Source organism: Streptomyces sp. NPDC050546 (assembly GCF_044457425.1).
GTDB lineage: Bacteria > Actinomycetota > Actinomycetes > Streptomycetales > Streptomycetaceae > Streptomyces.
Genome location: NZ_JBITGX010000007.1, coordinates 160,770 through 182,861 on the forward strand (window position 1 = coordinate 160,770; position 22,092 = coordinate 182,861).

The 22,092-nt window shown below is 71.6% G+C and carries 20 protein-coding genes and 1 tRNA gene; 4 read left to right on the forward strand and 17 right to left on the reverse strand.

Annotation, left to right across the window (positions count from 1 at the left end; translation table 11 throughout):
- Positions 1-102 precede the first annotated feature (102 nt).
- The 11 genes from yajC to pgsA all read right to left on the reverse strand — a co-directional run bounded on the left by yajC (position 103) and on the right by pgsA (position 9,191).
- A complete protein-coding gene (gene yajC, locus ACIBK5_RS18970) occupies positions 103-618 on the reverse strand; it encodes a preprotein translocase subunit YajC (protein ID WP_399021017.1) in 516 nt (171 codons plus the stop codon).
- Positions 619-802: 184 nt separating this feature from the next.
- Positions 803-1,873 (reverse strand): Holliday junction branch migration DNA helicase RuvB, encoded by a 1,071-nt coding sequence (ruvB, locus tag ACIBK5_RS18975; RefSeq protein WP_399021018.1) that lies wholly within the window; start codon positions 1,871-1,873, stop codon positions 803-805.
- Between the two features lie 23 nt (positions 1,874-1,896).
- Positions 1,897-2,502, reverse strand: a complete 606-nt coding sequence (gene ruvA, locus ACIBK5_RS18980) for a Holliday junction branch migration protein RuvA (protein WP_399021019.1) — start codon at positions 2,500-2,502, stop codon at positions 1,897-1,899.
- Positions 2,499-3,038 (reverse strand): crossover junction endodeoxyribonuclease RuvC, encoded by a 540-nt coding sequence (gene ruvC / locus ACIBK5_RS18985; RefSeq protein WP_399021020.1) that lies wholly within the window; start codon positions 3,036-3,038, stop codon positions 2,499-2,501. Before ruvC ends, ruvA begins: the two co-directional genes overlap by 4 nt.
- A gap of 156 nt (positions 3,039-3,194) precedes the next feature.
- Positions 3,195-3,947, reverse strand: a complete 753-nt coding sequence (locus tag ACIBK5_RS18990) for a YebC/PmpR family DNA-binding transcriptional regulator (protein WP_193480225.1) — start codon at positions 3,945-3,947, stop codon at positions 3,195-3,197.
- Between the two features lie 48 nt (positions 3,948-3,995).
- Entirely contained in the window at positions 3,996-4,604 is a 609-nt protein-coding gene (gene pdxT / locus ACIBK5_RS18995) for a pyridoxal 5'-phosphate synthase glutaminase subunit PdxT (protein WP_399021021.1), read from the reverse strand.
- A gap of 13 nt (positions 4,605-4,617) precedes the next feature.
- Entirely contained in the window at positions 4,618-5,523 is a 906-nt protein-coding gene (gene pdxS, locus ACIBK5_RS19000; protein ID WP_215122607.1) for a pyridoxal 5'-phosphate synthase lyase subunit PdxS, read from the reverse strand.
- Between the two features lie 130 nt (positions 5,524-5,653).
- Complete coding sequence (locus tag ACIBK5_RS19005) at positions 5,654-6,199, reverse strand: hypothetical protein (protein ID WP_382497642.1); 546 nt, start codon at positions 6,197-6,199, stop codon at positions 5,654-5,656.
- Positions 6,200-6,376: 177 nt separating this feature from the next.
- On the reverse strand, positions 6,377-7,540 hold the full coding sequence (locus tag ACIBK5_RS19010; RefSeq protein WP_399021022.1) for a glycosyltransferase family 4 protein: 1,164 nt from the start codon (positions 7,538-7,540) through the stop codon (positions 6,377-6,379).
- Positions 7,537-8,445, reverse strand: a complete 909-nt coding sequence (locus ACIBK5_RS19015; RefSeq protein WP_399021023.1) for a phosphatidylinositol mannoside acyltransferase — start codon at positions 8,443-8,445, stop codon at positions 7,537-7,539. The genes ACIBK5_RS19010 and ACIBK5_RS19015 overlap by 4 nt, the downstream gene beginning before the upstream one ends.
- A complete protein-coding gene (gene pgsA, locus ACIBK5_RS19020) occupies positions 8,442-9,191 on the reverse strand; it encodes a phosphatidylinositol phosphate synthase (protein WP_399021024.1) in 750 nt (249 codons plus the stop codon). The genes ACIBK5_RS19015 and pgsA overlap by 4 nt, the downstream gene beginning before the upstream one ends.
- A gap of 217 nt (positions 9,192-9,408) precedes the next feature.
- Between pgsA and ACIBK5_RS19025 the strand changes: the two genes are divergently transcribed.
- Positions 9,409-11,607 (forward strand): elongation factor G-like protein EF-G2, encoded by a 2,199-nt coding sequence (locus ACIBK5_RS19025; protein ID WP_399021025.1) that lies wholly within the window; start codon positions 9,409-9,411, stop codon positions 11,605-11,607.
- Positions 11,608-11,778: 171 nt separating this feature from the next.
- Entirely contained in the window at positions 11,779-13,446 is a 1,668-nt protein-coding gene (locus ACIBK5_RS19030) for a hypothetical protein (protein ID WP_399021026.1), read from the forward strand.
- A 139-nt stretch (positions 13,447-13,585) separates the two neighbouring features.
- On the opposite strand, the gene ACIBK5_RS19035 is transcribed toward ACIBK5_RS19030, so the two are convergent.
- The 4 genes from ACIBK5_RS19035 to ACIBK5_RS19050 all read right to left on the reverse strand — a co-directional run bounded on the left by ACIBK5_RS19035 (position 13,586) and on the right by ACIBK5_RS19050 (position 18,089).
- Positions 13,586-14,146: an HIT domain-containing protein gene (locus tag ACIBK5_RS19035; RefSeq protein WP_311124712.1), complete on the reverse strand. Its 561-nt coding sequence runs from the start codon at positions 14,144-14,146 to the stop codon at positions 13,586-13,588.
- A gap of 66 nt (positions 14,147-14,212) precedes the next feature.
- Entirely contained in the window at positions 14,213-16,189 is a 1,977-nt protein-coding gene (thrS, locus tag ACIBK5_RS19040; protein ID WP_399021027.1) for a threonine--tRNA ligase, read from the reverse strand.
- Between the two features lie 95 nt (positions 16,190-16,284).
- Positions 16,285-17,526 carry a hypothetical protein gene (locus ACIBK5_RS19045; RefSeq protein WP_399021028.1) on the reverse strand — a complete coding sequence of 414 codons (1,242 nt, stop codon included), beginning with the start codon at positions 17,524-17,526 and terminating at the stop codon, positions 16,285-16,287.
- Complete coding sequence (locus ACIBK5_RS19050; protein ID WP_382497656.1) at positions 17,523-18,089, reverse strand: DUF4365 domain-containing protein; 567 nt, start codon at positions 18,087-18,089, stop codon at positions 17,523-17,525. Before ACIBK5_RS19050 ends, ACIBK5_RS19045 begins: the two co-directional genes overlap by 4 nt.
- 169 nt (positions 18,090-18,258) lie before the next feature.
- On the opposite strand from ACIBK5_RS19050, the gene ACIBK5_RS19055 reads away from it, so the two are divergent.
- Positions 18,259-18,987 (forward strand): 3'-5' exonuclease, encoded by a 729-nt coding sequence (locus ACIBK5_RS19055; protein ID WP_215122594.1) that lies wholly within the window; start codon positions 18,259-18,261, stop codon positions 18,985-18,987.
- Between the two features lie 67 nt (positions 18,988-19,054).
- Here the strand turns inward: ACIBK5_RS19055 and ACIBK5_RS19060 are convergent.
- Both ACIBK5_RS19060 and ACIBK5_RS19065 read right to left on the reverse strand, forming a co-directional pair.
- Positions 19,055-19,126: transfer RNA gene (locus ACIBK5_RS19060), tRNA-Val, on the reverse strand.
- Positions 19,127-19,165: 39 nt separating this feature from the next.
- Positions 19,166-19,612, reverse strand: coding sequence for an SRPBCC family protein (locus ACIBK5_RS19065; RefSeq protein WP_399021029.1), 447 nt, complete (start codon positions 19,610-19,612; stop codon positions 19,166-19,168).
- 63 nt (positions 19,613-19,675) lie between these two features.
- On the opposite strand from ACIBK5_RS19065, the gene ACIBK5_RS19070 reads away from it, so the two are divergent.
- Entirely contained in the window at positions 19,676-22,084 is a 2,409-nt protein-coding gene (locus tag ACIBK5_RS19070; protein WP_399021030.1) for an SCO7613 C-terminal domain-containing membrane protein, read from the forward strand.
- Positions 22,085-22,092 lie beyond the last annotated feature (8 nt).

Here is a 22,092-nt window from a genome sequence, read left to right on the forward strand (position 1 = left end):
GCGGGGGGGCGGGGGGGGGGCCCGGGCGGGGGGGGGGGGCGGCGGGGGGGGGGGGGGGGGGGGGGGGGGGGGGGCCCGGGCCCCCCCCACCCCGGGAAACGACTACTTCGCCTCGGAGCCGCCGTCGGTCTTCTTCGGCTCTGCGTCCGTCTTCGACTCGGCGGCCGAGGTGTCGTCGGCCTGGGCGTCGTCGCCGGCCGGCTCGTCGGCCGCGTCCTTCTTGCCGAGGTCGACGGACTTGTCGTCAGCGCCTGCGTCGGCGGCGGAGTCGTCGGTCTCGGTGAGGGAGGAGGCGTCGTCCGGGACGAGGTCGGCGTCGGACTTGAGGTCGTGCTCGATACCGTGGACGACGCGGTTGTACTCGTCGTCGGAGAGGACGGCACCGATGGCGTTCTTGGCGAAGAGGAGCTCGACACCCGGGCCGGCGTCGACCAGGACGGTGTCCTCGTTCACCTCCTTGACCGTGGCGTAGATGCCCCCGATGGTGCGGATGCCGCTGCCGGGCTGCATCTGGTTCCGCATGTCCACGGCCTGCTGCTGCTTCTTCTTGGCCGACCGGGTCATGAGGAACATGGCCCCGATGAGCACAATGAACGGGAGGAGGGTCAGGAGACTCACGGTCGGTACTTCCTTCACACGACCGCGCTGTGAGCGGCCAGATGGTTGGGGGTATGTACGCCGCCGACAAAGACGGCATCGGCGGAGTCTAAGCGAGTCCGCGCGCATGGAACAACGCTCAGCATGGCACCGGGGTTCCTGCCGCGGCCACTGGCCTCGCCGTCCCGGAGCCGTGACGGCGCCGTCACGCCCCGAACAGGTCCTGTTGTCCGTTTCCACCGGTTTGGCTGCTGGGCGGGGTGAGGCCGAGATGCGCCCATGCGGCAGGCGTGGCGACCCGGCCGCGCGGGGTGCGGGCCAGCAGGCCCTCCCGTACCAGGAAGGGCTCGGCGACCTCTTCCACCGTCTCACGCTCCTCCCCCACCGCGACAGAGAGCGTGGACAGGCCGACGGGGCCGCCGCCGAACAGCTTGAGAAGGGCTTCCAGCACACCGCGGTCGAGGCGGTCGAGGCCTCGCTCGTCCACCTCGTAGACGGCGAGGGCGGCCGCCGCGATGTCCTTGGTGATCAGTCCGTCGGCCTTGACCTGGGCGTAGTCCCGGACGCGGCGCAGCAGGCGGTTGGCGATACGGGGGGTGCCGCGGGAGCGGCCGGCGATCTCGGCGGCGCCCTCCGGCACGACTTCGAGCTCCAGGAGGTGGGCCGAGCGGTGGATGACCCGCTCCAGTTCGGCCGGTTCGTAGAACTCCATGTGGGCGGTGAAGCCGAAGCGGTCGCGCAGCGGGGGCGGCAGCAACCCCGCGCGCGTGGTGGCGCCGACCAGCGTGAACGGGGGCAGTTCCAGGGGGATGGCGGTGGCTCCCGGGCCCTTGCCGACGATGACGTCGACGCGGAAGTCCTCCATCGCCATGTACAGCATCTCCTCGGCGGGCCGGGACATGCGGTGGATCTCGTCGAGGAAGAGGACCTCGCCCTCCTGGAGGGAGGAGAGGATCGCCGCGAGGTCGCCGGCGTGCTGGATGGCCGGGCCCGACGTGATGCGGATGGGGGCGCCCATCTCGGCCGCGATGATCATCGACAGGGTGGTCTTGCCGAGGCCGGGGGCGCCGGAGAGCAGCACGTGGTCGGCGGTGGCGCCACGCGCGCGGGCGGCGCGCAGGACGAGGTCGAGCTGCTCGCGGACCTTCTCCTGGCCGATGAACTCGTCCAGGTCCTTGGGGCGCAGGGCGGCCTCGACAGCCTGGTCCTCACCGTCGGCTGCCGCGCCGACGAGCCGCTCGGCGGCGGGGGCGTCGGTCGTGTCGTCCCAGTTCATGATGTGCCTCGGGGTGTGGGGGTTCAGCGGGCGCGGTTCAGGGTCTGGAGGGCGGCCTTCAGCAGCTGGCCGACCTGCGGAGCGCCCTCGGCGGCCTCGGCCTGCGGAGCCACGGCGGTCACGGCCTCGTCGGCCTCCCGGGTCGCGTATCCGAGGCCGATCAGGGCCGCGTGCAGCTGGTCGCGCCAGCCGGCGCTGACGGGCGCACCGACCGCCGGGGCGCCGACCGGAGCGCCGAGCCGGTCCTTCAGCTCCAGGAGCAGCTTCTGGGCGCCCTTCTTGCCGATGCCCGGAACGGCGGTGAGCGCCTTCTCGTCGGCGGTGGCGACCGCCCGTCGCAGAGCGTCCGGGGTGTGGACGGCCAGCATCGCCTGGGCGAGTCTCGGTCCCACGCCGCTCGCCGTCTGGAGCAGCTCGAAGGTCTGCCGCTCGTCGTCGTCCGCGAAGCCGTACAGGGTCAGTGAGTCCTCCCGTACGACGAGGGAGGTGTGCAGCTTGGCGGGCCGGCCGACGCGGAGCGTGGACAGGGTGTTCGGCGTGCACTGCACTGCCATGCCGACGCCGCCGACCTCCACGACCGCGGCATCGGGGGCGAGGGCGGCGACCGAGCCGCTGACGAAGGCGATCATGTCGTACGGCCTTTCGGTGCCTTGGCTGTGTGCAGGGCGACGGCCTGCTGGAGTCGGTTCTGCGCGGGGGCGCGCCAGATGTGGCAGATGGCGAGGGCGAGGGCGTCGGCCGCGTCGGCGGGCTTGGGCGGTGCGCTGAGCCGGAGCAGACGGGTCACCATCGCGCCCACCTGGGCCTTGTCGGCCCGGCCGCTGCCGGTGACGGCGGCCTTGACCTCGCTCGGGGTGTGCAGCGCCACGGGGATCCCGCGACGTGAGGCGCACAGTATGGCGACGGCGCTGGCCTGGGCGGTGCCCATCACCGTACGGACGTTGTGCTGGCTGAAGACGCGCTCCACGGCGACGAACTCCGGCCGGTGCTCGTCCAGCCACTGTTCGATGCCCTGCTCGACGGCGACGAGACGGTGGCCGAGGTCGGCGTCCGCCGGTGTCCGGACGACGCCGACACCGACCATCGTGAGCGGCCGTCCGGCGACGCCCTCGACCACGCCGACACCGCACCGGGTCAGTCCCGGGTCCACCCCCAGCACGCGCACGCGCGCCCTCCCCTTCGATTTCGATCGCCTGTTTGTGCAGGCTATCGGGTGCCACCGACAACGCCCCGCACCGACGCCCGCACCGGCTCCCGTTCAACGCGACGGGCCGACGGGATGTCCCGTCGGCCCGTGCAGCCCTTGAAGCCCGCGGCGGCGTTACGCGTCGACCTTCTCCATGATCTCGTCGCTGACGTCGAAGTTGGCGAAGACGTTCTGCACGTCGTCGCTGTCCTCGAGCGCGTCGATCAGCTTGAAGATCTTCTTGGCGCCTTCCTCGTCCAGCTCGACCTGGACGGACGGCACGAAGCTCGAGTCGGCGGAGTCGTAGTCGATGCCGGCTTCCTGGAGGGCGGTGCGGACCGCGACCAGGTCGGTGGCCTCGCTGATGACCTCGAAGGACTCACCGAGGTCGTTGACCTCCTCGGCGCCCGCGTCCAGGACGGCGCCCAGGACGTCGTCCTCGGCCAGCTCACCCTTGGGGACGATGACGACGCCCTTGCGGCTGAACATGTACGACACGGAGCCCGGGTCGGCCATGTTGCCGCCGTTGCGGGTCATCGCGACGCGGACGTCGGAGGCGGCGCGGTTGCGGTTGTCGGTGAGGCACTCGATGAGCACCGCGACGCCGTTCGGGCCGTAGCCCTCGTACATGATCGTCTCGTAGTCGGCGCCGCCGGCTTCGAGACCGCCACCGCGCTTGATCGCGGAGTCGATGTTCTTGTTCGGAACCGACTGCTTCTTCGCCTTCTGGACGGCGTCGTAGAGCGTCGGGTTTCCTTCGAGGTCGACGCCGCCCATGCGCGCCGCGACCTCGATGTTCTTGATCAGCTTCGCGAAGAGCTTGCCACGCTTGGCATCGATGACGGCCTTCTTGTGCTTGGTCGTGGCCCATTTAGAGTGGCCGGACATCTGCCTGTCTCCTTCGCGTAACCCATCTCAGCAACGAACGCAGGAATCCTACAAGGACTCGGCTGTACGGTTCGCGCACACCATGTCCACGAACAGGCCGTGCACACGGTGGTCGCCGGTCAGTTCCGGGTGGAACGACGTGGCCAGAGCCATGCCCTGACGGACCGCGACGATATGACCGTCGTGCTCGGCGAGCACCTCGGCCGCGGCGCCGACGGACTCGACCCAGGGGGCGCGGATGAAGACGCCCTCCACCGGGGCGCCGTCGACGCCCTCGACGTCGACGGCCGCCTCGAAGGACTCGTTCTGCCGGCCGAAGGCGTTGCGGCGCACGATCATGTCGATGCTGCCGATGGTCTCCTGGCCCGAGCGCGGGTCGAGGATCTTGTCGGCGAGCATGATCATGCCGGCGCAGGTGCCGTAGACGGGCAGGCCGTCACGCACACGTGCGCGGAGCGGGTCCATCAGGCCGAACAGGACGGCCAGCTTCGAGATGGTGGTGGACTCGCCGCCGGGGATGACGAGGCCGTCCACCTCGGCGAGCTCTTCGGGGCGCCGCACCGGCCTGGCCACGGCATCTGCCGCGGCCAGGGCGACGAGGTGCTCCCGTACGTCGCCCTGGAGGGCCAGGACGCCTATGACGGGGGTGTCGCTCATGGGTTCCTGTGCCTTACCAGCCGCGGTTGGCGTAGCGCTCGGTCTCGGGGAGGGTGTCGCAGTTGATGCCGACCATGGCCTCGCCGAGGTTGCGGGACGCGTCGGCGACGATCTTCGGGTCGTCGTAGAAGGTGGTGGCCTTCACGATGGCGGCGGCGCGCTTGGCCGGGTCGCCGGACTTGAAGATGCCGGAGCCGACGAAGACGCCCTCGGCGCCGAGCTGGCGCATCAGGGCCGCGTCGGCCGGGGTGGCGACACCGCCCGCGGAGAACAGCACGACCGGCAGCTTGCCCAGCTCGGAGACCTCCTTGACCAGCTCGTAGGGGGCGCGCAGGTCCTTGGCGGCGGCGTACAGCTCGTTGTTGTCGTAGCCGCGCAGGCGGGCGATCTCGTTCTTGATCTGGCGCAGGTGGCGGACGGCCTCGACGACGTTGCCGGTGCCGGCCTCGCCCTTGGAGCGGATCATCGCGGCACCCTCGGCGATGCGGCGCAGGGCCTCGCCCAGGTTGGTGGCGCCGCAGACGAAGGGGGTGGTGAAGGCGAACTTGTCGCTGTGGTTGACCTCGTCGGCCGGGGTGAGGACCTCGGACTCGTCGATGTAGTCGACGCCGAGGGACTGCAGGACCTGGGCCTCCACGAAGTGGCCGATGCGGGACTTGGCCATGACCGGGATGGAGACGGCTTCGATGATCCCCTCGATCATGTCCGGGTCGGACATGCGGGCCACGCCGCCGTCCTTGCGGATGTCGGCCGGGACCCGCTCCAGGGCCATGACGGCGACGGCGCCCGCGTCCTCGGCGATCTTCGCCTGCTCCGGCGTGACGACGTCCATGATGACGCCGCCCTTGAGCTGCTCGGCCATGCCGCGCTTCACACGGGCGGTGCCGGTCTCGGGAGCCTGGTTTTCGGAGATGGACACGGGTGACCTCACTGCTGGGAAAGAGGGGTTTTGTGCAGCACCGAGGAAACGTGAGAGGACCAGGCCACAGCAAGGGCCAATGGGAAGCCGGTGGATTGTTTTCGCCCTGCGGCGGCGGGATGTCCCGCCGTCAGGAGCCCGCACGGTCGGCCAGCGCGGCCGGTGGCTCGTCGTCCATCTCGAAGGCCATCGGGAACGGCGCGTGGCCCGCCAGGCGGAACCAGCGGACCTTGCGATGGCGGCGCAGCGCGCGAGCGGCGCGTACGGCGTCGTTGTGGAAGCGGCGGGCCATGGGGACGCGCCGCACCGCCTGTACGAGCTCGGTCGCGGCCTCCTCTCCCCCGGGTGCCTCCCGCACCGCCTCCAGCTGCTGGGCCTCCGCGAAGACGGCCCGCAGCGCCTGGCTCAGTTCGCTCTCGGCGACCTCCCGCTGTTCCTCCTCCGCCTGACGGGCGGCGTGCGCGGCCTCGTAGAGCACGATCGAGGCGGCCGGGTCCAGGACCCCCGAGGTCGCCAGTTCCTGCGCCACCGAGGCCCGGCGCAGCAGCTGCGCGTCCAGAGCGGCCCGGGCGGCGTCGATCCGGGCGTGGAGACGGTCGAGCCGGCCGGCGGTCCAGCTCAGATACAGCCCGATCGCGACCAGGGCGACGGCGATCCAGATGAGAGTGGTGGTCACGGGCGGCAAGGCTAGCGGCCGCACCGGCCTCCCGGTTCACCCCGCCCCGGCCGAGCCGCCCTGCGGCTCGGCGGTGGCGGGCTTCGCGGCTCGGCCGTCGCGGGCTTCGCCGACCGGCACCGCGGCGTACGAGGCCGCCGCGGTGCCGGTCGGCGACAGGAATCTGTCCGTCCGGCCTCAGTCCCGGGCGAACCCCAGTCTGGCCCGCAGCCCCGTCACCCGGTCGTCCTCGGCCACCGCCGCCGCGCCCGCCGTCACCGTCTCGTAGACGGACAGGATGTCCGCGCCGACGGTCGACCAGTCGAAGCGCCGCACATGGGCGCTGCCCCGCTCGCGCAGCTCCGCGAGGCGGTCCGGGTCCGCCAGCAGCCGGACGGCCGCGTCGGCGAGGGCGTCGGCGTCCTCGTTCGGGAACAGTTCGCCGGCCGCGCCCCGGTCCAGGACCTGCGCGAAGGCGTCCAGGTCGGAGGCGAGGACGGGGGCGCCGGCGGACATGGCCTCGACCAGGATGATGCCGAAGCTCTCGCCGCCGGTGTTGGGCGCGACGTACAGGTCGACGCTGCGCAGGAAGCGTGCCTTGTCCTCGTCGCTGACCATGCCGAGGAACTCCACGCGGGTGCGCAGTTCGGCCGGGAGGGTCTCCACCGCCTCCACCTCGTCCCCGCGCCCCGCGACCAGCAGCCGGGTCTGCGGGCGCGCCGCGAGGATCTTCGGCAGGGCCTTCATGAGCACCGGCAGGCCCTTGCGGGGCTCGTCGATGCGCCCGATGAAGCCGATGGTGTCGCCCTGCCACTCGGCCTTGGGCTCGGCCTCGGCGAAGAAGTCGACGTCGACGCCGTTGGGGATCACGACCGCGTCGCCGCCGAGGTGCTCCACCAGCGTGCGGCGGGCGTACTCGCTCACCGCGATCCGCGCGCTGATCTTCTCCAGGGCGGCCTGGAGGATCGAGTACGCGGCGATCATGGCGCGGGAGCGCGGGTTGGACGTGTGGAACGTGGCGACGATCGGCCCCTGCGCCGCCCAGCAGGTCAGCAGGCCCAGCGAGGGTGAGGTCGGCTCGTGGATGTGGATCACGTCGAACGCGCCGTCGTGCAGCCACCGGCGTACCCGGGCCGCCGAGAGGAAGCCGAAGTTCAGCCGGGCCACGGAGCCGTTGTACGGCACCGGCACCGCGCGCCCGGCCGAGACGACGTACGGCGGCAGCGGGGTGTCGTCGTCCGCCGGGGCGAGGACGGACACCTCGTGGCCGAGGCGGATGAAGTATTCGGCCAGGTCCCGGATATGGAACTGGACGCCGCCCGGTACGTCCCAGGAGTACGGGCAGACGATGCCGATCCTCACGTGGATCCCTTCGCTGGATCGAGGTCCGCGAGCCACAGGCGCTGCAGCATGTGCCAGTCCTCCGGATGGTCGGCGATCCCCGAGGCGAAGGCGTCGGCCAGCGCCTGTGTCATCACGGACGTCTTCTCGGCGCGGGTGCCTGACTCGGGCACCTCGACCGGTGGGTGGAGGCGGCCCCGCATCACGGGCGAGTCGTCGTACCAGAGAGTGACGGGCAGCAGCAGGGCGCCCGTCTGCTGGGCGAGCAGGGCGGGTCCGGCCGGCATCCGGGTGGTGTCGCCGAAGAAGTCGACCTCGACACCGGAGGCGGAGAGGTCGCGGTCGGCGACCAGGCAGACCAGACCGCCGTCGCGCAGCCGCCGGGCCAGGGTGCCGAAGGCGGTGCCGCCGCTGTGCGGCAGGACCTCCATACCGAGGCTCTCGCGGTAGGCGACGAACCGGTCGTACAGCGTCTCCGGCTTCAGGCGCTCGGCGACGGTCGTGAACGGGATGCCCAGTTTGGTGGTGACCCAGGCGCCGGCCAGGTCCCAGTTGCCCAGGTGCGGCAGGGCGAGTATGACGCCCTTGCCGGCGGCCATGCCCTCGGTCAGGTAGTGGATGTCCTTGGGGTCAAAACCGCCCTTGATCCGCTCCTTGCTCCAGGCGGGGAGCCGGAAGGACTCCATCCAGTAGCGCAGGTAGGAGCGCATGCCCGCGCGGGAGAGCTCGGCCAGCCGCTCGGGGCCGGCGTCGGGCACCACGCGCGCGTAGTTGCTCTCCAGGCGCTGGACGCCCTTGCCGCGCTGCTTCCAGGCGAGGTCGGCGATCGTCTGTCCGAGCCGTACGGCGACCGGCTCGGGGAGCTTCCTTACGGTGCTCCAGCCGAGGCCGTACAGGGCGTCCGTCACCCGGTCCTGCGCGCTCACGTGGCCGCCTCGCTCCCGTGAGAGGCGTTGTGCTGCTCGCCCTCATTGTCCCGCGCGGCCGCCTCGGCCTCGGCGGACTCCCGGCGGACCGTGACGACCCGCTGGATCAGCGTGACGAGGCTGCCCACTGCGACGATCCACAGGGCGACGGGCAGCAGGTACTGGATGCCGGGCACACCGAACGCGTGCAGGCCCGCGAGCCCGGCCGCGACCAGCGAGATCACCAGCCGCTCGGCCCGCTCGACGAGGCCGTTGACGGCGACCGGCAGACCGATCGACTCCCCGCGGGCCTTGGTGTACGACACCACCTGGCCGCTGGCCAGGCAGAAGATCGAGACGGCGCACAGGACGAGATCGTCGCCGCCCCCGGCGTACCAGAGGATGAAGCCACCGAAGATCGCGGCGTCGGCCACCCGGTCGAGCGTGGAGTCCAGGAAGGCGCCCCAGCGGCTGGAGCGGCCGAGCTGGCGGGCCATGTTTCCGTCGACGAGGTCGGAGAAGACGAAGAGTGTGATCACGACCGTGCCCCAGAAGAGCTCGCCCATGGGGTAGAAGACCAGCGCGCCCGCGACCACACCGGCGGTGCCGATGAGCGTGACGGCGTCGGGGCTGACGCCCAGCCGGATGAGAAACGCGGCGAACGGTGTGAGGACACGCGTGAAGAATGCACGCGCGTACTTGTTCAGCATGGCCTTCCCGAGGGTCGGTGTCGCCGCATGGCCCCTGCTGGCCACCGGCTGGCCCATCGTAGCCACGCGCGCGCGTGGCCGAGGGGCGGGCACCCGGACCCCCGCGGTGGATCCGGCGCGCCGCTGGTGGGCGGCGCGATCGCGTCCCTCGTATGGACGCGCCGTGACGGGAGTGGAAAGCTCGAATAACCGCGGGCGTCGCCGGAGCCGCCGAGCACGCGGATCCCGCGTGTCCGCGCCCACAGTGACCTCACCGTGCACGGGAGGCAGGATCATGGGCGACAAAGGACAGACACACCCTGGGGCCGCCGGCAGGGCACGAGCGGCCGACCACCCTCAGTCCGTACGGAATGTGGTGCTGGTCGGCCACTCCGGATCGGGCAAGACCACGTTGGTGGAAGCCCTCGCGCTCACAGCGGGGGCGGTGAACCGGGCGGGCCGTGTGGAGGACGGCGGCACCGTCTCCGACTACGACGAGATCGAGCACCGGCAGCAGCGCTCGGTGCAGCTCTCCCTGGTGCCCGTCGAGTGGGACGGCATCAAGGTCAATGTTCTCGACACTCCCGGATACGCCGACTTCGTCGGTGAGCTCAGGGCCGGTCTGCGAGCGGCGGACGCGGCCCTCTTCGTCGTCTCCGCCTCGGACGGCGTGGACGGCTCGACCCGCATGGTGTGGGAGGAGTGCGCGGCCGTGGGCATGCCCCGGGCCATCGTCGTCACGCACCTGGAGGCGGCGCGCGCCGACTTCGAGGAGATGACGCGGACCTGCGCCGAGGCCTTCGGCGCTGACGACCCCGACGCGGTCCTGCCGCTCTACCTGCCGCTGCACGGCCCGCAGGCGCCCGACGGGCACGCGCCCGTTTCCGGTCTGATCGGGCTGCTGTCGCAGAAGCTGTTCGACTACTCGACCGGCGAGCGCAAGGAGTCGGAACCCGGCGAGGACGAGCTGCCGCTGATCGAGGAGGCCCGCAACCGGCTGATCGAGGGGATCATCTCGGAGAGCGAGGACGAGACCCTCATGGACCGCTATCTCGGCGGGGAACAGCTCGACGTCGGGACGCTGATCGAGGACCTGGAGCGGGCCGTCGCGCGCGGGGTCTTCTTCCCCGTCCTGGCCGCCGCCCCCGCGTCCGACGGCGCCCGGCAGGGTCTCGGCACGGTGGAGGTGCTGGAACTGATCACACGCGGCTTCCCGACACCGCTGGAGCACGAGACGGTGCGGGTGACCACGATCGACGGCAAGCCGCGCGAGCTCAGGCCCTGCGACCCGGACGCGCCGCTGGTCGCCGAGGTCGTGAAGACCTCCTCCGACCCGTACGTCGGCCGGTTGTCGCTGATCCGCCTGTTCTCCGGCACCCTGCGCGCCGACCAGACGGTCCATGTCTCCGGGCACGGACTGGCCGACCGCGGGCACGAGGACCACGACGTCGACGAGCGGATCGGCGCCCTGTCCACGCCGTTCGGCAAGCAGCAGCGCCCGGTGTCGCACGTCATCGCGGGCGACCTGGCGTGCGTGGCCAAGCTGAGCCGCGCCGAGACCGGCGACACTCTGTCCGCCAAGGAAGATCCGCTGCTCATGGAGCCGTGGCAGATGCCCGACCCGCTGCTGCCACTGGCCATCCAGGCGCACAGCAAGCCGGACGAGGACAAGCTCTCGCAGGGGCTGTCCCGGCTGGTGGCCGAGGACCCGACGATGCGGCTCGAACAGAACCAGGACACCCACCAGGTGGTCCTGTGGTGCCTGGGCGAGGCGCACGCCGACGTGGCCCTGGAGCGGCTGCGCAGCCGGTACGGCGTCCAGGTCGACGTCGTACCGCACAAGGTGTCCCTGCGCGAGACCTTCGCGGTCAAGTCGGGCGGACGCGGCCGGCACGTCAAGCAGTCCGGCGGGCACGGGCAGTTCGCCATCTGCGAGATCGAGGTCGAGCCGCTGCCCGGCGGCTCCGGCATCGAGTTCGTGGACAAGGTCGTCGGCGGCGCGGTGCCGCGGCAGTTCATCCCGTCGGTGGAGAAGGGCGTACGGGCCCAGGCCGCGAGGGGAGTCGCCGCCGGTCATCCCCTCATCGACGTACGCGTGACCCTCCTGGACGGCAAGGCGCACTCGGTGGACTCCTCCGACGCCGCGTTCCAGACGGCCGGCGCGCTCGCGTTGCGGGAGGCGGCGTCCGACGCGCGGATCCATCTGCTGGAGCCGGTGGCCGAGGTGTCGGTGCTGGTCGGCGACGACTTCGTGGGCGCGGTGATGAGCGACCTGTCGGGGCGGCGCGGCCGGGTGCTCGGCACCGAGCAGACACCCGGCGGGCGCACCGTGATCCGGGCCGAGGTGCCGGAGATCGAGATCGGCCGGTACTCGGTCGACCTACGGTCGCTGTCGCACGGCACGGCGCGGTTCAGCCGCCGGTACGCGCGGCACGAGCCGATGCCGCCACAGGTGGCGGAACGGGTGCGTGAAGAGGCGCGCGAGGCCTCCTAGTTCGCGCCCGGCGCCACCAAGTGGCCCTCGTGAGGGCTTCCCTCCGCGTCGGCGGGCGGCTTGACGGCCGCCCGCCGACGGATGTCGGTGCGTGCCGATACGCTGATGACCTGATCAACAGGTGTGCGGAGCGCGGAAGTCGGGAAGGCCGCAGATGCGGATGCGGCAGCGATGGGGGCGGCAGTGACAGACGGATTCGACTTCAGCCCAGGGGCCCAGGTGCCTCTGGCGGGTTCGGCTGGGCAGACGGCGGCGACCTACGCGCTGGCCGCGGCGGCGTACCGGGACGACGAGGTCACCAAGATCCTGAACGCCGACAACGAGTGGCACCAGTCGAAGGTGAAACCGCCGCGTCCCTGGGCGAAGATCTTCCGGCCCAGGTTCGGCGAGGCCTTCTCCCGCGCCATCATCGACCGGATGCTGGGTGCCGGGCGCGCCCCCGTCATCCAGTCCTTCGGCATCGAACCCCAGGTCGTCGTGGAGCACTGCCTGGCGGCCCACCGCATCCGCCGCGACCGCGACAACTGGCTCTCGGCGATCACGGTCATCTGCGGGGTGCTCTTCCTGCCGGGCTTCCTCGTCTGGCTGCTGGTGTTCACGCTGCGCACGACGATGGCCAAGCGCGAGGACAAGCGTGCCGGCGCCCTCGCCACGACCCTGCTGGTCGCGGTGGGCGCGCTCGCCGTGCTGTTCCTGATCAAGATGCCGTTCACGGGATTCTGGGCCCTGTACGGGCGCGCCGCGATCATCATGCCCGTCGTCGGCTGGTTCTGGGCCAAGCAGATCTGCGAGCGGACCGCCCGTGACCTGCGGGAGCGCTGGTCGAGCCTGCTGTCGGGCGGCGGCGTGGGCGCCAAGATCCCCGAAGCCGTCCCGGGCAACCCGGGCGACGCGGCCGAGCAGGTGCGCAAGGAGCTGGCCCGCCTCGGCGCCGAGCAGCGTTCCAACTCGGTCTTCTACGCCGGCCCCAAGGGCATACTCGGCATGGGCACGCGGTGGGGCAGCTGGCAGCTGGCGGAGGAGCTGGTCTCCGCCGATCCGGACAAGGAGTTCCACCCCTTCCGCAGCTGGGACGTCATCGTGGCGATCCAGGGCGGCCTGGGCATGCTGGAGCGCACGTCCATCAACACCGGCGGCTTCCCCAAGCCGTCCATCACACACTGGATCGTCACGCCGATCGGCGAGAAGGCGACGGATGTGTCCCGGCCGAGCGGCACGGACGTCGACGCGTACACGGTCCGGACGCACGCGATACAGGACATCTGCAACAAGCAGCAGTTCGGCAGCGGCGACCGGCACTACCTCGGTGTGCAGTGGACCCTCTGGGACGGCCATCTGGTGATCACGATGCTGATCACGGTGACCGTGCTGCACGACACCCTGCGCATCGAGGTAACCGGACACGCCCTGGGGCCGGTGAACCCCCTGTTCAACGAGAAGCCGGCGGCCAAGGAGAAGGCGGTGCAGAAGGCTCTCCGGTTCTGGGAGACCCGCACCGTGAAGCTCCCCCTGATCGACGCCGACGAGGTGGTACGGCTGGCCGCGCGCGCCCCGCTGACCTGGTATCCGCCGCTGCTGAACTGGCTCGGCGGCAGTCTGACGCTCCCGGAGCCGTTCGGTCTGCGGCATGCGTGGGCCGACCAGCCGTGGCGGCACCGCTTCATGGCGGACGACGCGTTGCGGGCGGCTACGCCTGTGCTGCGTGTGGTGCATGCGGCGGCGCTGAAGGTGCTGCGGGAGAACGGGGTGGATGTGGAGAAGTTCGGGTCGAGGTCGGCGGCGCTCAGTGGGGCTGTGCAGGAGGCTTCGCCGAAGAAGGCGGACGTGTACGACGCGTAGGCCTCCGGCGGTCGAGCCGTTCCGCCGTGGGCCGGTGGGGGCTTGGCTCCCTGGGGGCTGCGCCCCCAGACCCCCATCGGCCTGAACCGCCTCGTCCTCAATCGCCGGACGGGCTGGGAAGTGCCGGCCCGCGCCGGACTCAGCTCGTCGGCCAGGCCTCGGCCAGCATCTTCCGGGTGTCCGCCAGCAGCTGCGGCAGCACCCGTGTATGTCCCACCACCGGCATGAAGTTCGTGTCCCCGCCCCAGCGCGGCACGATGTGCTGGTGCAGATGGGCCGCGATGCCCGCGCCCGCCACCGTGCCCTGGTTCATGCCGATGTTGAAGCCGTGCGCGCCGGAGGCCGTGCGCAGGGCCGTCATCGCCTGCTTGGTGAGTTCGCCGAGTTCGGCGGTCTCCCCCGCCGTGAGGTCCGTGTAGTCGGCGACGTGCCGGTAGGGCACGGTCATCAGGTGCCCGCCGTTGTACGGGTAGAGGTTGAGCACGGCGTAGACCTGCTCGCCGCGCCGGACGACCAGCCCGTCCTCGTCGGACTTGGCCGGGATCGAGCAGAAGGGGCAGCCGTCGCCCGAGCCTGGGCCGGTCGGCTTGTTCTCGCCCTGGATGTAGGCCATCCGATGGGGCGTCCACAGACGCTGGAACGCGTCCTGCGTCCCCACTCCCAGCTGCTGCTCCGGCTCACTCGTCATGCAGTGCAGCATATGGCGTCGAGCTGGGGGGACGGCAAAGGCCCCCGGGATCTCCCCGGGGGCCCGTGCGCCGTGTGATCAGACCTGTGCCCGCTCCTCGACGACCTTATGGATCTTCGCGATGGCCTCGTCGAAGGGGATGCCGTTCTCCTGGGAGCCGTCGCGGTAGCGGAAGGACACGGACCCGTGGGACATGTCCTCGTCGCCCGCGATGACCATGAAGGGCACCTTCTGCTTCTGGGCGTTGCGGATCTTCTTCTGCATCCGGTCGGAGGAGGAGTCGACCTCGACGCGCAGGCCCTGCCGCTTGGCGGCCGCCGCGAACTTCTCCAGGTACTCGACGTGCGCGTCACCGATCGGGATGCCGACCGCCTGGACCGGGGCCAGCCACGCAGGGAAGGCGCCCGCGTAGTGCTCCAGGAGCACCGCGAAGAAGCGCTCGATCGAGCCGAACAGCGCACGGTGGATCATGACGGGGCGCTGCTTGGCGCCGTCCGCGCCGGTGTACTCCAGGTCGAAGCGCTCCGGCAGGTTGAAGTCGAGCTGGATCGTCGACATCTGCCAGGTGCGGCCGATGGCGTCCTTGGTCTGGACGGAGATCTTCGGGCCGTAGAAGGCGGCGCCGCCCGGGTCGGGCACGAGGGGCAGGCCCTGCTTCTCGGCGACCTGGCGCAGCGTCTCCGTGGCCTCCTCCCAGGCCTCGTCCGAGCCGACGAACTTCTCCGGGTCCTTGGTGGACAGCTCCAGGTAGAAGTCGGTCAGGCCGTAGTCGCGCAGCAGGCCGAGGACGAAGGTGAGCGTCTTGTCGAGCTCCTCCGACATCTGCTCGCGGGTGCAGTAGATGTGCGCGTCGTCCTGCGTGAAGCCGCGGGCCCGGGTCAGGCCGTGCACGACGCCCGACTTCTCGTAGCGGTACACGGTCCCGAACTCGAAGAGGCGCAGCGGCAGTTCACGGTAGGACCGGCCGCGCGCGTCGAAGATCAGGTTGTGCATCGGGCAGTTCATGGGCTTGAGGTAGTAGTCCACGCCCTCGTCGAGCTGCATGGGCGGGTACATGCCGTCGGCGTACCAGTCCAGGTGGCCCGAGGTCTCGAAGAGCTTCCCCTTGGTGGCGTGCGGGGTGTAGACGAACTCGTAGCCCTCTTCCTCGTGGCGGCGCCGCGAGTAGTCCTCCATGACCCGGCGGATGATGCCGCCCTTGGGGTGGAAGACGGCGAGGCCGGAGCCGATCTGCTCCGGGACGGAGAACAGGTCCAGCTCGCTGCCGAGCTTGCGGTGGTCGCGCTTCTCGGCCTCGGCGAGGAACTCCAGGTGCGCCTTGAGCTCGTCCTTGGTGGGCCAGGCGGTGCCGTAGATGCGCTGGAGCATGGGGTTCTTCTCGCTGCCGCGCCAGTAGGCGGCCGCGTTGCGCATCAGCTTGAACGCCGGGATGTTCCGGGTGGAGGGCAGGTGGGGACCGCGACAGAGGTCCTTCCAGCACAGCTCGCCGGTCTTGGCGTCCAGGTTGTCGTAGATCGTCAGCTCGCCGGCGCCGACCTCGACGTCCGCGCCGTCGTCGCTGGAGGCGGAGCCCTTGAGGCCGATCAGCTCCAGCTTGTACGGCTCGCCGGCCAGCTCCTCGCGGGCGGCCTCGTCGGTGATCGCGCGGCGGGCGAACTTCTGCCCGCGCTTCTGGATCTCCTGCATCTTCTTCTCGATGGCCTTGAGATCCTCCGGCGTGAACGGCTTCTCGACGTCGAAGTCGTAGTAGAAGCCGTCCTTGACGGGCGGGCCGATGCCGAGCTTGGCCTCGGGGAAGAGCTCCTGCACGGCCTGCGCCATGACGTGCGCGGTGGAGTGGCGCAGGATGTTCAGGCCGTCCTCGGAGGAGATCTCGACGCCCTCGACCTCGTCGCCCTCGGACAGGGCGTACGACAGGTCCCTGAGCTCGCCGGCCACGCGCGCGGCGATGATCGAGCGCTCGCCGGCGAAGAGCTCGGCGGCCGTAGTGCCCGTCGTCACCACGCGTTCTTCCCGCTCGGAATCGCGCTGGATGATCACACGGACGTCTGACACCGGTCTCTCCTGACTGAAGGGGCCCACACAACCTGTGTGGGCATTGCAATGCAATGCCCACAGAGGATACCGACGCACGGACGCACTCCGCGAAATCAGTCCCCGCGGTCCCCCTCGTCCCCACCGCAGGCCTCCTCGAAGAAGGCGGCCATCCCGGCGTTCTCCTGGAGGGCCTTCATCAGCCGGTCCCGTTCGGCGTCGTCGACCTGCACCGGTACGACACCGTGGGCGCCGGTCAGGCGCCGGAAGCCGCCCCGGCTCTCCAGCCGGCCCTGCACCCGCACCGGCAGCCCGACGAGGTGGGCGTGCCCGGCGATCCGGTAGCCCTCCTCGTCCAGGGTGATCCGGACGTTCGGGATCTCGGCCCCGGCCAGGACCCGCAGCCGTACGGTGCCCTCGCCGCGCGGCCCCGACCTGCGCAGCCGCACCACCGCTCCGGTGATCCGTACCGGCACGGCGGGTTCCTCGCGCAGATAGCGGGCGCCCGCCTCGCGCAGGACCGGCAGGTCGCCGGGCGAGAACTCGACGGGCTCGGCGGAGGACGCGCACCCCTCGGGCACACCGGCCGCAGGGGCCCACGCGACGGCGATCCGGGCGCCCTCCGTGCCCCGGACCAGGGCGACGAGGGCCTCGGTGAGCTCGTGGCTCACCCCTGCCTCGACCGCGGCGTCGAAGGCGTCCATGCCGCCCGTCGCGCGCTGGTAGTCGACGGCCTCGCGGGCGGCGTACAGCGCCTGGTGGAGGCGCACGGCCACGGGGCGGCCGCCGGCGACGGGCACGAAGGCGGTGAGCCGGCCGTCGGCGGCGGAACCCACGAGGACGTTCTCCAGGGACGCGGCGGCGGAGCGGCGATGGCGGGCGCCGTGATAGCCGGCACGCGCGCGTGCGGCGAGTGCCGCCGCGAGCAGCATCCGGCGGGCCGCGGTGCGCAGCCGGTCCTCGACGATCCAGGACGCCGCACCGGCGGGCCCGGCGGGGACGTCGTGCCACCAGCGGATCTCGTCGCTGGGCACGGCGAGGGAGACGAGGACCTCGCGGGCTGAGGGCGAGCCGCTGCGGGACAGGGCGAGCAGGGCCTCGCCGAGGAGGTCGTCGCTGTCGGGGAAGGCGCGGCTCTCCGGCACCAGCAGGCTCGTGCCGCTGCCGCCGGGGCCGGGCGGGGTCCAGCGGCCGTAGCGTCCGGGGGCGCCGCCGCGCCGCAGCCAGCCGTGCCGGCGCAGCAGGGCGCTGAGCACGGCCGGATCGACCTCGCGGGGCTCGGGCGGGGGGCCGCTCCAGGAGTCGACGGGGTGGGGCCGCACGGCCCTCAGTGGCTCCTCGGTCGGGCGGTGCGTCACGGTTTCCCTCCCGTCCCGACCCGCGTCATGATCTCGCACAGGGCCCGGTCGTCGAAGATGCGTGCGGTCGGTATGCGCACGGTGGTGCGGGTGCGGCCGGTGATGGGCTGGCCGGCGAGGTTGGTCCAGTAACAGCAGTGCCTGAGGTCGAGCCGGTCGTGGCCGGCGCGCAGCCAGTCGTCCTGGGAGCGCGGCACCAGCATCACCACCAGGATCTTGTGCACCGACACGGGTGTGCGGGCGAGTTTCGCCAGGTGGGCGTTGTCGAGCGTGAAGGAAAAGGTGCGGCCCGGCGGGTTAGGCGGCACCTGGTAGGTGGCCTTGAGCTGCACCTTGATGGTGACCTCGTCGTCGACCGTGTGCCCGGGGGCGCTGTGGCTGACGTGCCAGTCGATGCCGTTGTCGGGAAACGGCTGGGACAGGGAGCAGCCGGCGGCCGCCGCGACGGCGTGCAGATAGCCGACCTGCAGCGTCTCCATGCAGGCGGTGGTGGCGAGGGTGCCGCGGGAGGGAGCCGTGCGCTCGGGCAGCAGCCCGCCCCGTTCGGGCTGCGCAATGGCCATGGCCAACAGCCTTCCAGAACAAGTGAGTCCCCGTGGCGGGCCGCTGAACTGCAACGACCCGTACTCCTGTTGTCTCCTTCCGGCGTAGTACGCAAACAGCCCGGGTATCACCGAATCGGGCAGCGGACGGTGCGTCAACTGCCGAAGGTGAACGAGGGGTTGTGTGGCTATGACGACGTGCTGGTACGAGGGGGCGCTGGCCGCCTTCGACACGGAGACGACGGGCGTGGACGTCGAGACCGACCGGATCGTGTCGGCCGCCGTCGTCGTCCAGGACGCCCCGGGCGTCCGGCCGCGGGTCAGCCGCTGGCTGGTGAACCCCGGTGTGCCGGTGCCCGCCGAGGCGACGGCGGTGCACGGGCTGACGGAGGAGCACCTGCAGCGCAACGGCCGGTGGCCGGCGCCGGTGATGTACGAGATAGCGGAGGTGCTGGCCGAGCAGGCCCATGCCGGCCGCCCGGTCGTGGTGATGAACGCGCCGTTCGATCTGACCCTGCTGGACCGGGAGTTGCGCCGCCATCGCGCCTCGGCCCTGGACCGCTGGTTCGAGCCGGCCCCGCTGCTCGTGCTGGACCCGAGGGTCCTGGACAAGCACCTGGACCGCTACCGCAAGGGCCGTCGCACGCTGACCGATCTGTGCGCGCACTACGGCGTCACGCTGGAGGGCGCGCACGACGCGGCGGCCGATGCCGTGGCGGCGCTGGAGGTCACCCGGGCGGTGGGCCGCCGGTTCGCGTCCCGGCTGGAGCGGCTCGCCCCCGGTGAGCTGCACACGCTGCAGGCGGTGTGGCACGCGGCGCAGGCCCGGGGCCTCCAGGCGTGGTTCGCGCGCAGCGGTGTCGAGGAGTCGGTCGACCCGGCCTGGCCCCTGCGTCCGGATCTGCCGGCGGCGGCCTGAGCATCTGGTCCGGGGCATCCGGGCATGAAAAAAACCGGTCCGTCTGAGACGGACCGGCTGTTTCCGGTGGGCGATACTGGGTTCGAACCAGTGACCTCTTCGGTGTGAACGAAGCGCTCTCCCACTGAGCTAATCGCCCGGGAACGGACTGAACAATACAGGCCCCGGCACGTTTCCTTCAAACCGCTTCGAGGTGCCTGGCCAGTCCGCGCCGCCCGGACCGCATCATCAGCGTGTGGTTGGCGCGGAAGACGGGCCGTCCCGGTACGGCGAGCGTCCTCAGCAGCGGCTTGGTCACGCTCACGACCTGGTCGTACCGCGCGAGGCTGCCCGGCCCGAGCGGTGTGACCGTCCAGCGTGCCCAGCCCTCGATGTCCCCGGACAGGGCGGTCTCCAGCACACCGGCCGCGGGATCGCGCCGTACCTCCCGTGCCGTGAAGGTCATGTCGTACGGCAGGACGGAGCGGATCCGGATCACGCCGGTGGTCTCGTCGAGCCGGGTCACCTGCCGGACCTGGCGCCACCAGCGGGGGTAGTCCTCGGCCCGTTCCAGCACCTCGTACACAGTGGCGGGCGGCGCGGCCAGGGGCCACAGACTGCGGAAGCGGTAGTGGTTCCAGTCCATGCACGCAGTCTGCCCACTCCTGGTGGGGGGCTTGTCTGAGTACGCGGCTGAGTATCCGCACTCATGCCGTACAAGGTGACGCGGACCACACTGCCAGGCATGACACACCTTCCGCCTCCGGCCGAGGAGTTGCGGCTCCTGGATGCCGAGCTCCGGCAACTGGACGCCCGCAGGGCCCAGTTGCTGACCCGTCGCGCCTGGCTGGTCTCGGTCCTGCAACGGGCCCAGCAGCCGCTGCCGGTGGCCTGGTCACGCACGGCACCGCCCCGCCCGGAGACCGCCGCGCCCAGCGTGCAGAACGTCCTCCTGGTTCTCGGCGGTGTGCTGCTCACACTGGCGGCGGCGGTGTTCACGCTGGTCAGCTGGGGTCATATGGGCATCACCGGGCGGGCGCTGGTGCTCGGCGCGGTCACGCTGGCCGCGCTCGCCGGGCCCGCGCTCCTGCTGAAGCGGGGGCTGCGGTCGACGGCCGAGTCCGTGGCGGGACTCGGGCTCGCCCTGACCGTCCTGGACGCGTACGCGCTGCACGAGGCCGCCCTCACCGGGACGGACGGGACCGGGTACGCCGCTGCCGCGTCAGCGGTGCTCGCGGTGATCTGGTCGGCGTACGGCCTGCTTCCCGCCACCGCCGCCCTGCGGCTGCCCCTGCCCTCCGCCGTGGCCGCGGCCCAGTTCCCGCTGCTGCTGTGGGCCCTGGCCGCCGACTCGGGTCCGTACATGATCACGGCCGCGCTGCTGGTGACGGCCGGGCTCGACACGGTGGTGGCACTGCGGGTGACGGCCGGGCCGGTGCGGATCGCCGCTGTCGTGGGTGCGTACGGCATGGGCGGCTGGGGCGTCCTGGCCGCCGGCTGGCTGTCGGCGGCGGCGGACGATCCGGGCAACGCCGCCCGGGCCGGGGGGCTTCTCCTGCTCGCGGCGGCGATCGCGCTGGGCGCGGCCTGGCGGGGCCCGGGAACACGGCACTCCCTCGGTCTCGCGATCGCCTCGGGGCTGCTCGGCGTGGGTGCCTTCGGTGGCGTCGCGCGCTCCGGACTGCCGTCGGAGTGGGCGGTTCCGGCTCATCTGGTGTGCGGGATCGCCCTGTTGGCGGCGGTGAAGGCAGGGCGACTGCCCGATGCGATACGGCAGGGGTGCGCCTGGGCTTCGGGCGTCGTGCAGGCGCTGGCGCTGCTGTGGGCACTGCCCGTCGTCACGGTGGTGCTGCTGGGTCCGGCCGGCTGGGTGGGCCGGGTGTGGCACGGGGCTCCCTCGGACGCCCGTACCGCAGGGACCGTCGACGCGCCCTGGCCTCCGGACTCGGTGACGGCTCCCGTCGTGCTGGTCGCCGTCGCGGCCGTGCTCGCCCTGGCGATCCGCAGGGAGCAGTGGCGTGCCCGGGCCCGGCTGGGTGCGCTGGGCCTGCTCTGGGCTACGGCGCTGACACTCCCTGCGGTTCTCGGGATTCCGTACGTCGCGGGGATGGCGGTCCTGGGGGTCATGACGGCGGCCGCGCTGTATGTGCGCCGGGCCACGGTGCCGGCTGCGCGACTCACCGCTCTCGTCCTCGCCCTGGTCACCTCCGTCAGTCTCGCCCTGACCGCTCTCGCCTCCCAGACCGCGACCCTCGTGGTGCTGTCCTCGCTGGTGGCAGTGTTCGCAACGGCCTCATGGCAGGCGGACGTCGCCCCCGTCACCGCTCCGGCCGCCCTCGTGTACGCCGCCGCCCTGGCCTCTGCCACCGGTGCCGCCGCGGACTGGCCGCCGGCCGGAACCGCCCTGCTGGTCCTGGCCGTCCCGGTGGCCGCAGCGCTCCTCGCGGCGCGTCTCGGTGAGCACCGGGCGACTCTGCCGGTCGAGATCGTGGGAGCCGCGACCGGCCTGCTCGCCGTCGGCCTCGCCGTCACCGATCCGCCGCTGCTCGCCCTGGTGCTGGCCCTGTGCGGAGTGATCGCCGCGGGCACGGCGCTGCGTCCCGACCGCCGTCCCGTCGGCTACGCGGCAACAGCCTTGTTCGTGCTGGCCGCCTGGGTACGCCTGGCCGCCTGGGACGTCGGCACACCCGAGGCCTACACGCTCCCGGTGACCGTGCCCGCACTGCTCGTCGGCGCCCTGCGCCGGCGCCGCGATCCGGAGGCGTCCTCCTGGACGGCGTACGGCCCCGGACTCGCCGCCACCCTCCTGCCGAGCCTCGTCACGGCCTGGGCCGACCCGCACTGGACGCGGCCGCTGCTGCTGGGCACGGCGGCGCTGCTGGTCACCCTGCTGGGAGCCCGGCACCACCTCCAGGCGCCGCTGGTGCTCGGCGGCTCGGTGCTGGCCCTGGTCACGCTGCACGAACTCGCCCCGTACGTCGTCCAGGTGACGGGCGCACTCCCCCGCTGGGCGCCTCCCGCCCTCGCCGGACTCCTGCTGCTCGCACTCGGGGCGACCTACGAGCAGCGGATCAGGGACGTCCGGCGAGTACGGGATGTCCTCGGGAGGATGAACTAGCCGCCTCC

Excerpts from the sequence above, each read along its gene's own strand:
- pgsA (WP_399021024.1), bottom strand. The coding sequence starts at position 9,191 with ATGGGCCAGCCGGTGGCCAGCAGGGGCCATGCGGCGACACCGACCCTC.
- ACIBK5_RS19030 (WP_399021026.1), top strand. The coding sequence starts at position 11,779 with ATGGGGGCGGCAGTGACAGACGGATTCGACTTCAGCCCAGGGGCCCAG.
- ACIBK5_RS18990 (WP_193480225.1), bottom strand. The coding sequence starts at position 3,947 with ATGTCCGGCCACTCTAAATGGGCCACGACCAAGCACAAGAAGGCCGTC.
- ruvB (WP_399021018.1), bottom strand. The coding sequence starts at position 1,873 with ATGAACTGGGACGACACGACCGACGCCCCCGCCGCCGAGCGGCTCGTC.
- ACIBK5_RS19025 (WP_399021025.1), top strand. The coding sequence starts at position 9,409 with ATGGGCGACAAAGGACAGACACACCCTGGGGCCGCCGGCAGGGCACGA.
- pdxT (WP_399021021.1), bottom strand. The coding sequence starts at position 4,604 with ATGAGCGACACCCCCGTCATAGGCGTCCTGGCCCTCCAGGGCGACGTA.
- ACIBK5_RS19070 (WP_399021030.1), top strand. The coding sequence starts at position 19,676 with ATGCCGTACAAGGTGACGCGGACCACACTGCCAGGCATGACACACCTT.
- ruvA (WP_399021019.1), bottom strand. The coding sequence starts at position 2,502 with ATGATCGCCTTCGTCAGCGGCTCGGTCGCCGCCCTCGCCCCCGATGCC.
- ACIBK5_RS19050 (WP_382497656.1), bottom strand. The coding sequence starts at position 18,089 with ATGGCCATTGCGCAGCCCGAACGGGGCGGGCTGCTGCCCGAGCGCACG.
- ACIBK5_RS19055 (WP_215122594.1), top strand. The coding sequence starts at position 18,259 with ATGACGACGTGCTGGTACGAGGGGGCGCTGGCCGCCTTCGACACGGAG.
- ACIBK5_RS19065 (WP_399021029.1), bottom strand. The coding sequence starts at position 19,612 with ATGGACTGGAACCACTACCGCTTCCGCAGTCTGTGGCCCCTGGCCGCG.
- ACIBK5_RS19035 (WP_311124712.1), bottom strand. The coding sequence starts at position 14,146 with ATGCTGCACTGCATGACGAGTGAGCCGGAGCAGCAGCTGGGAGTGGGG.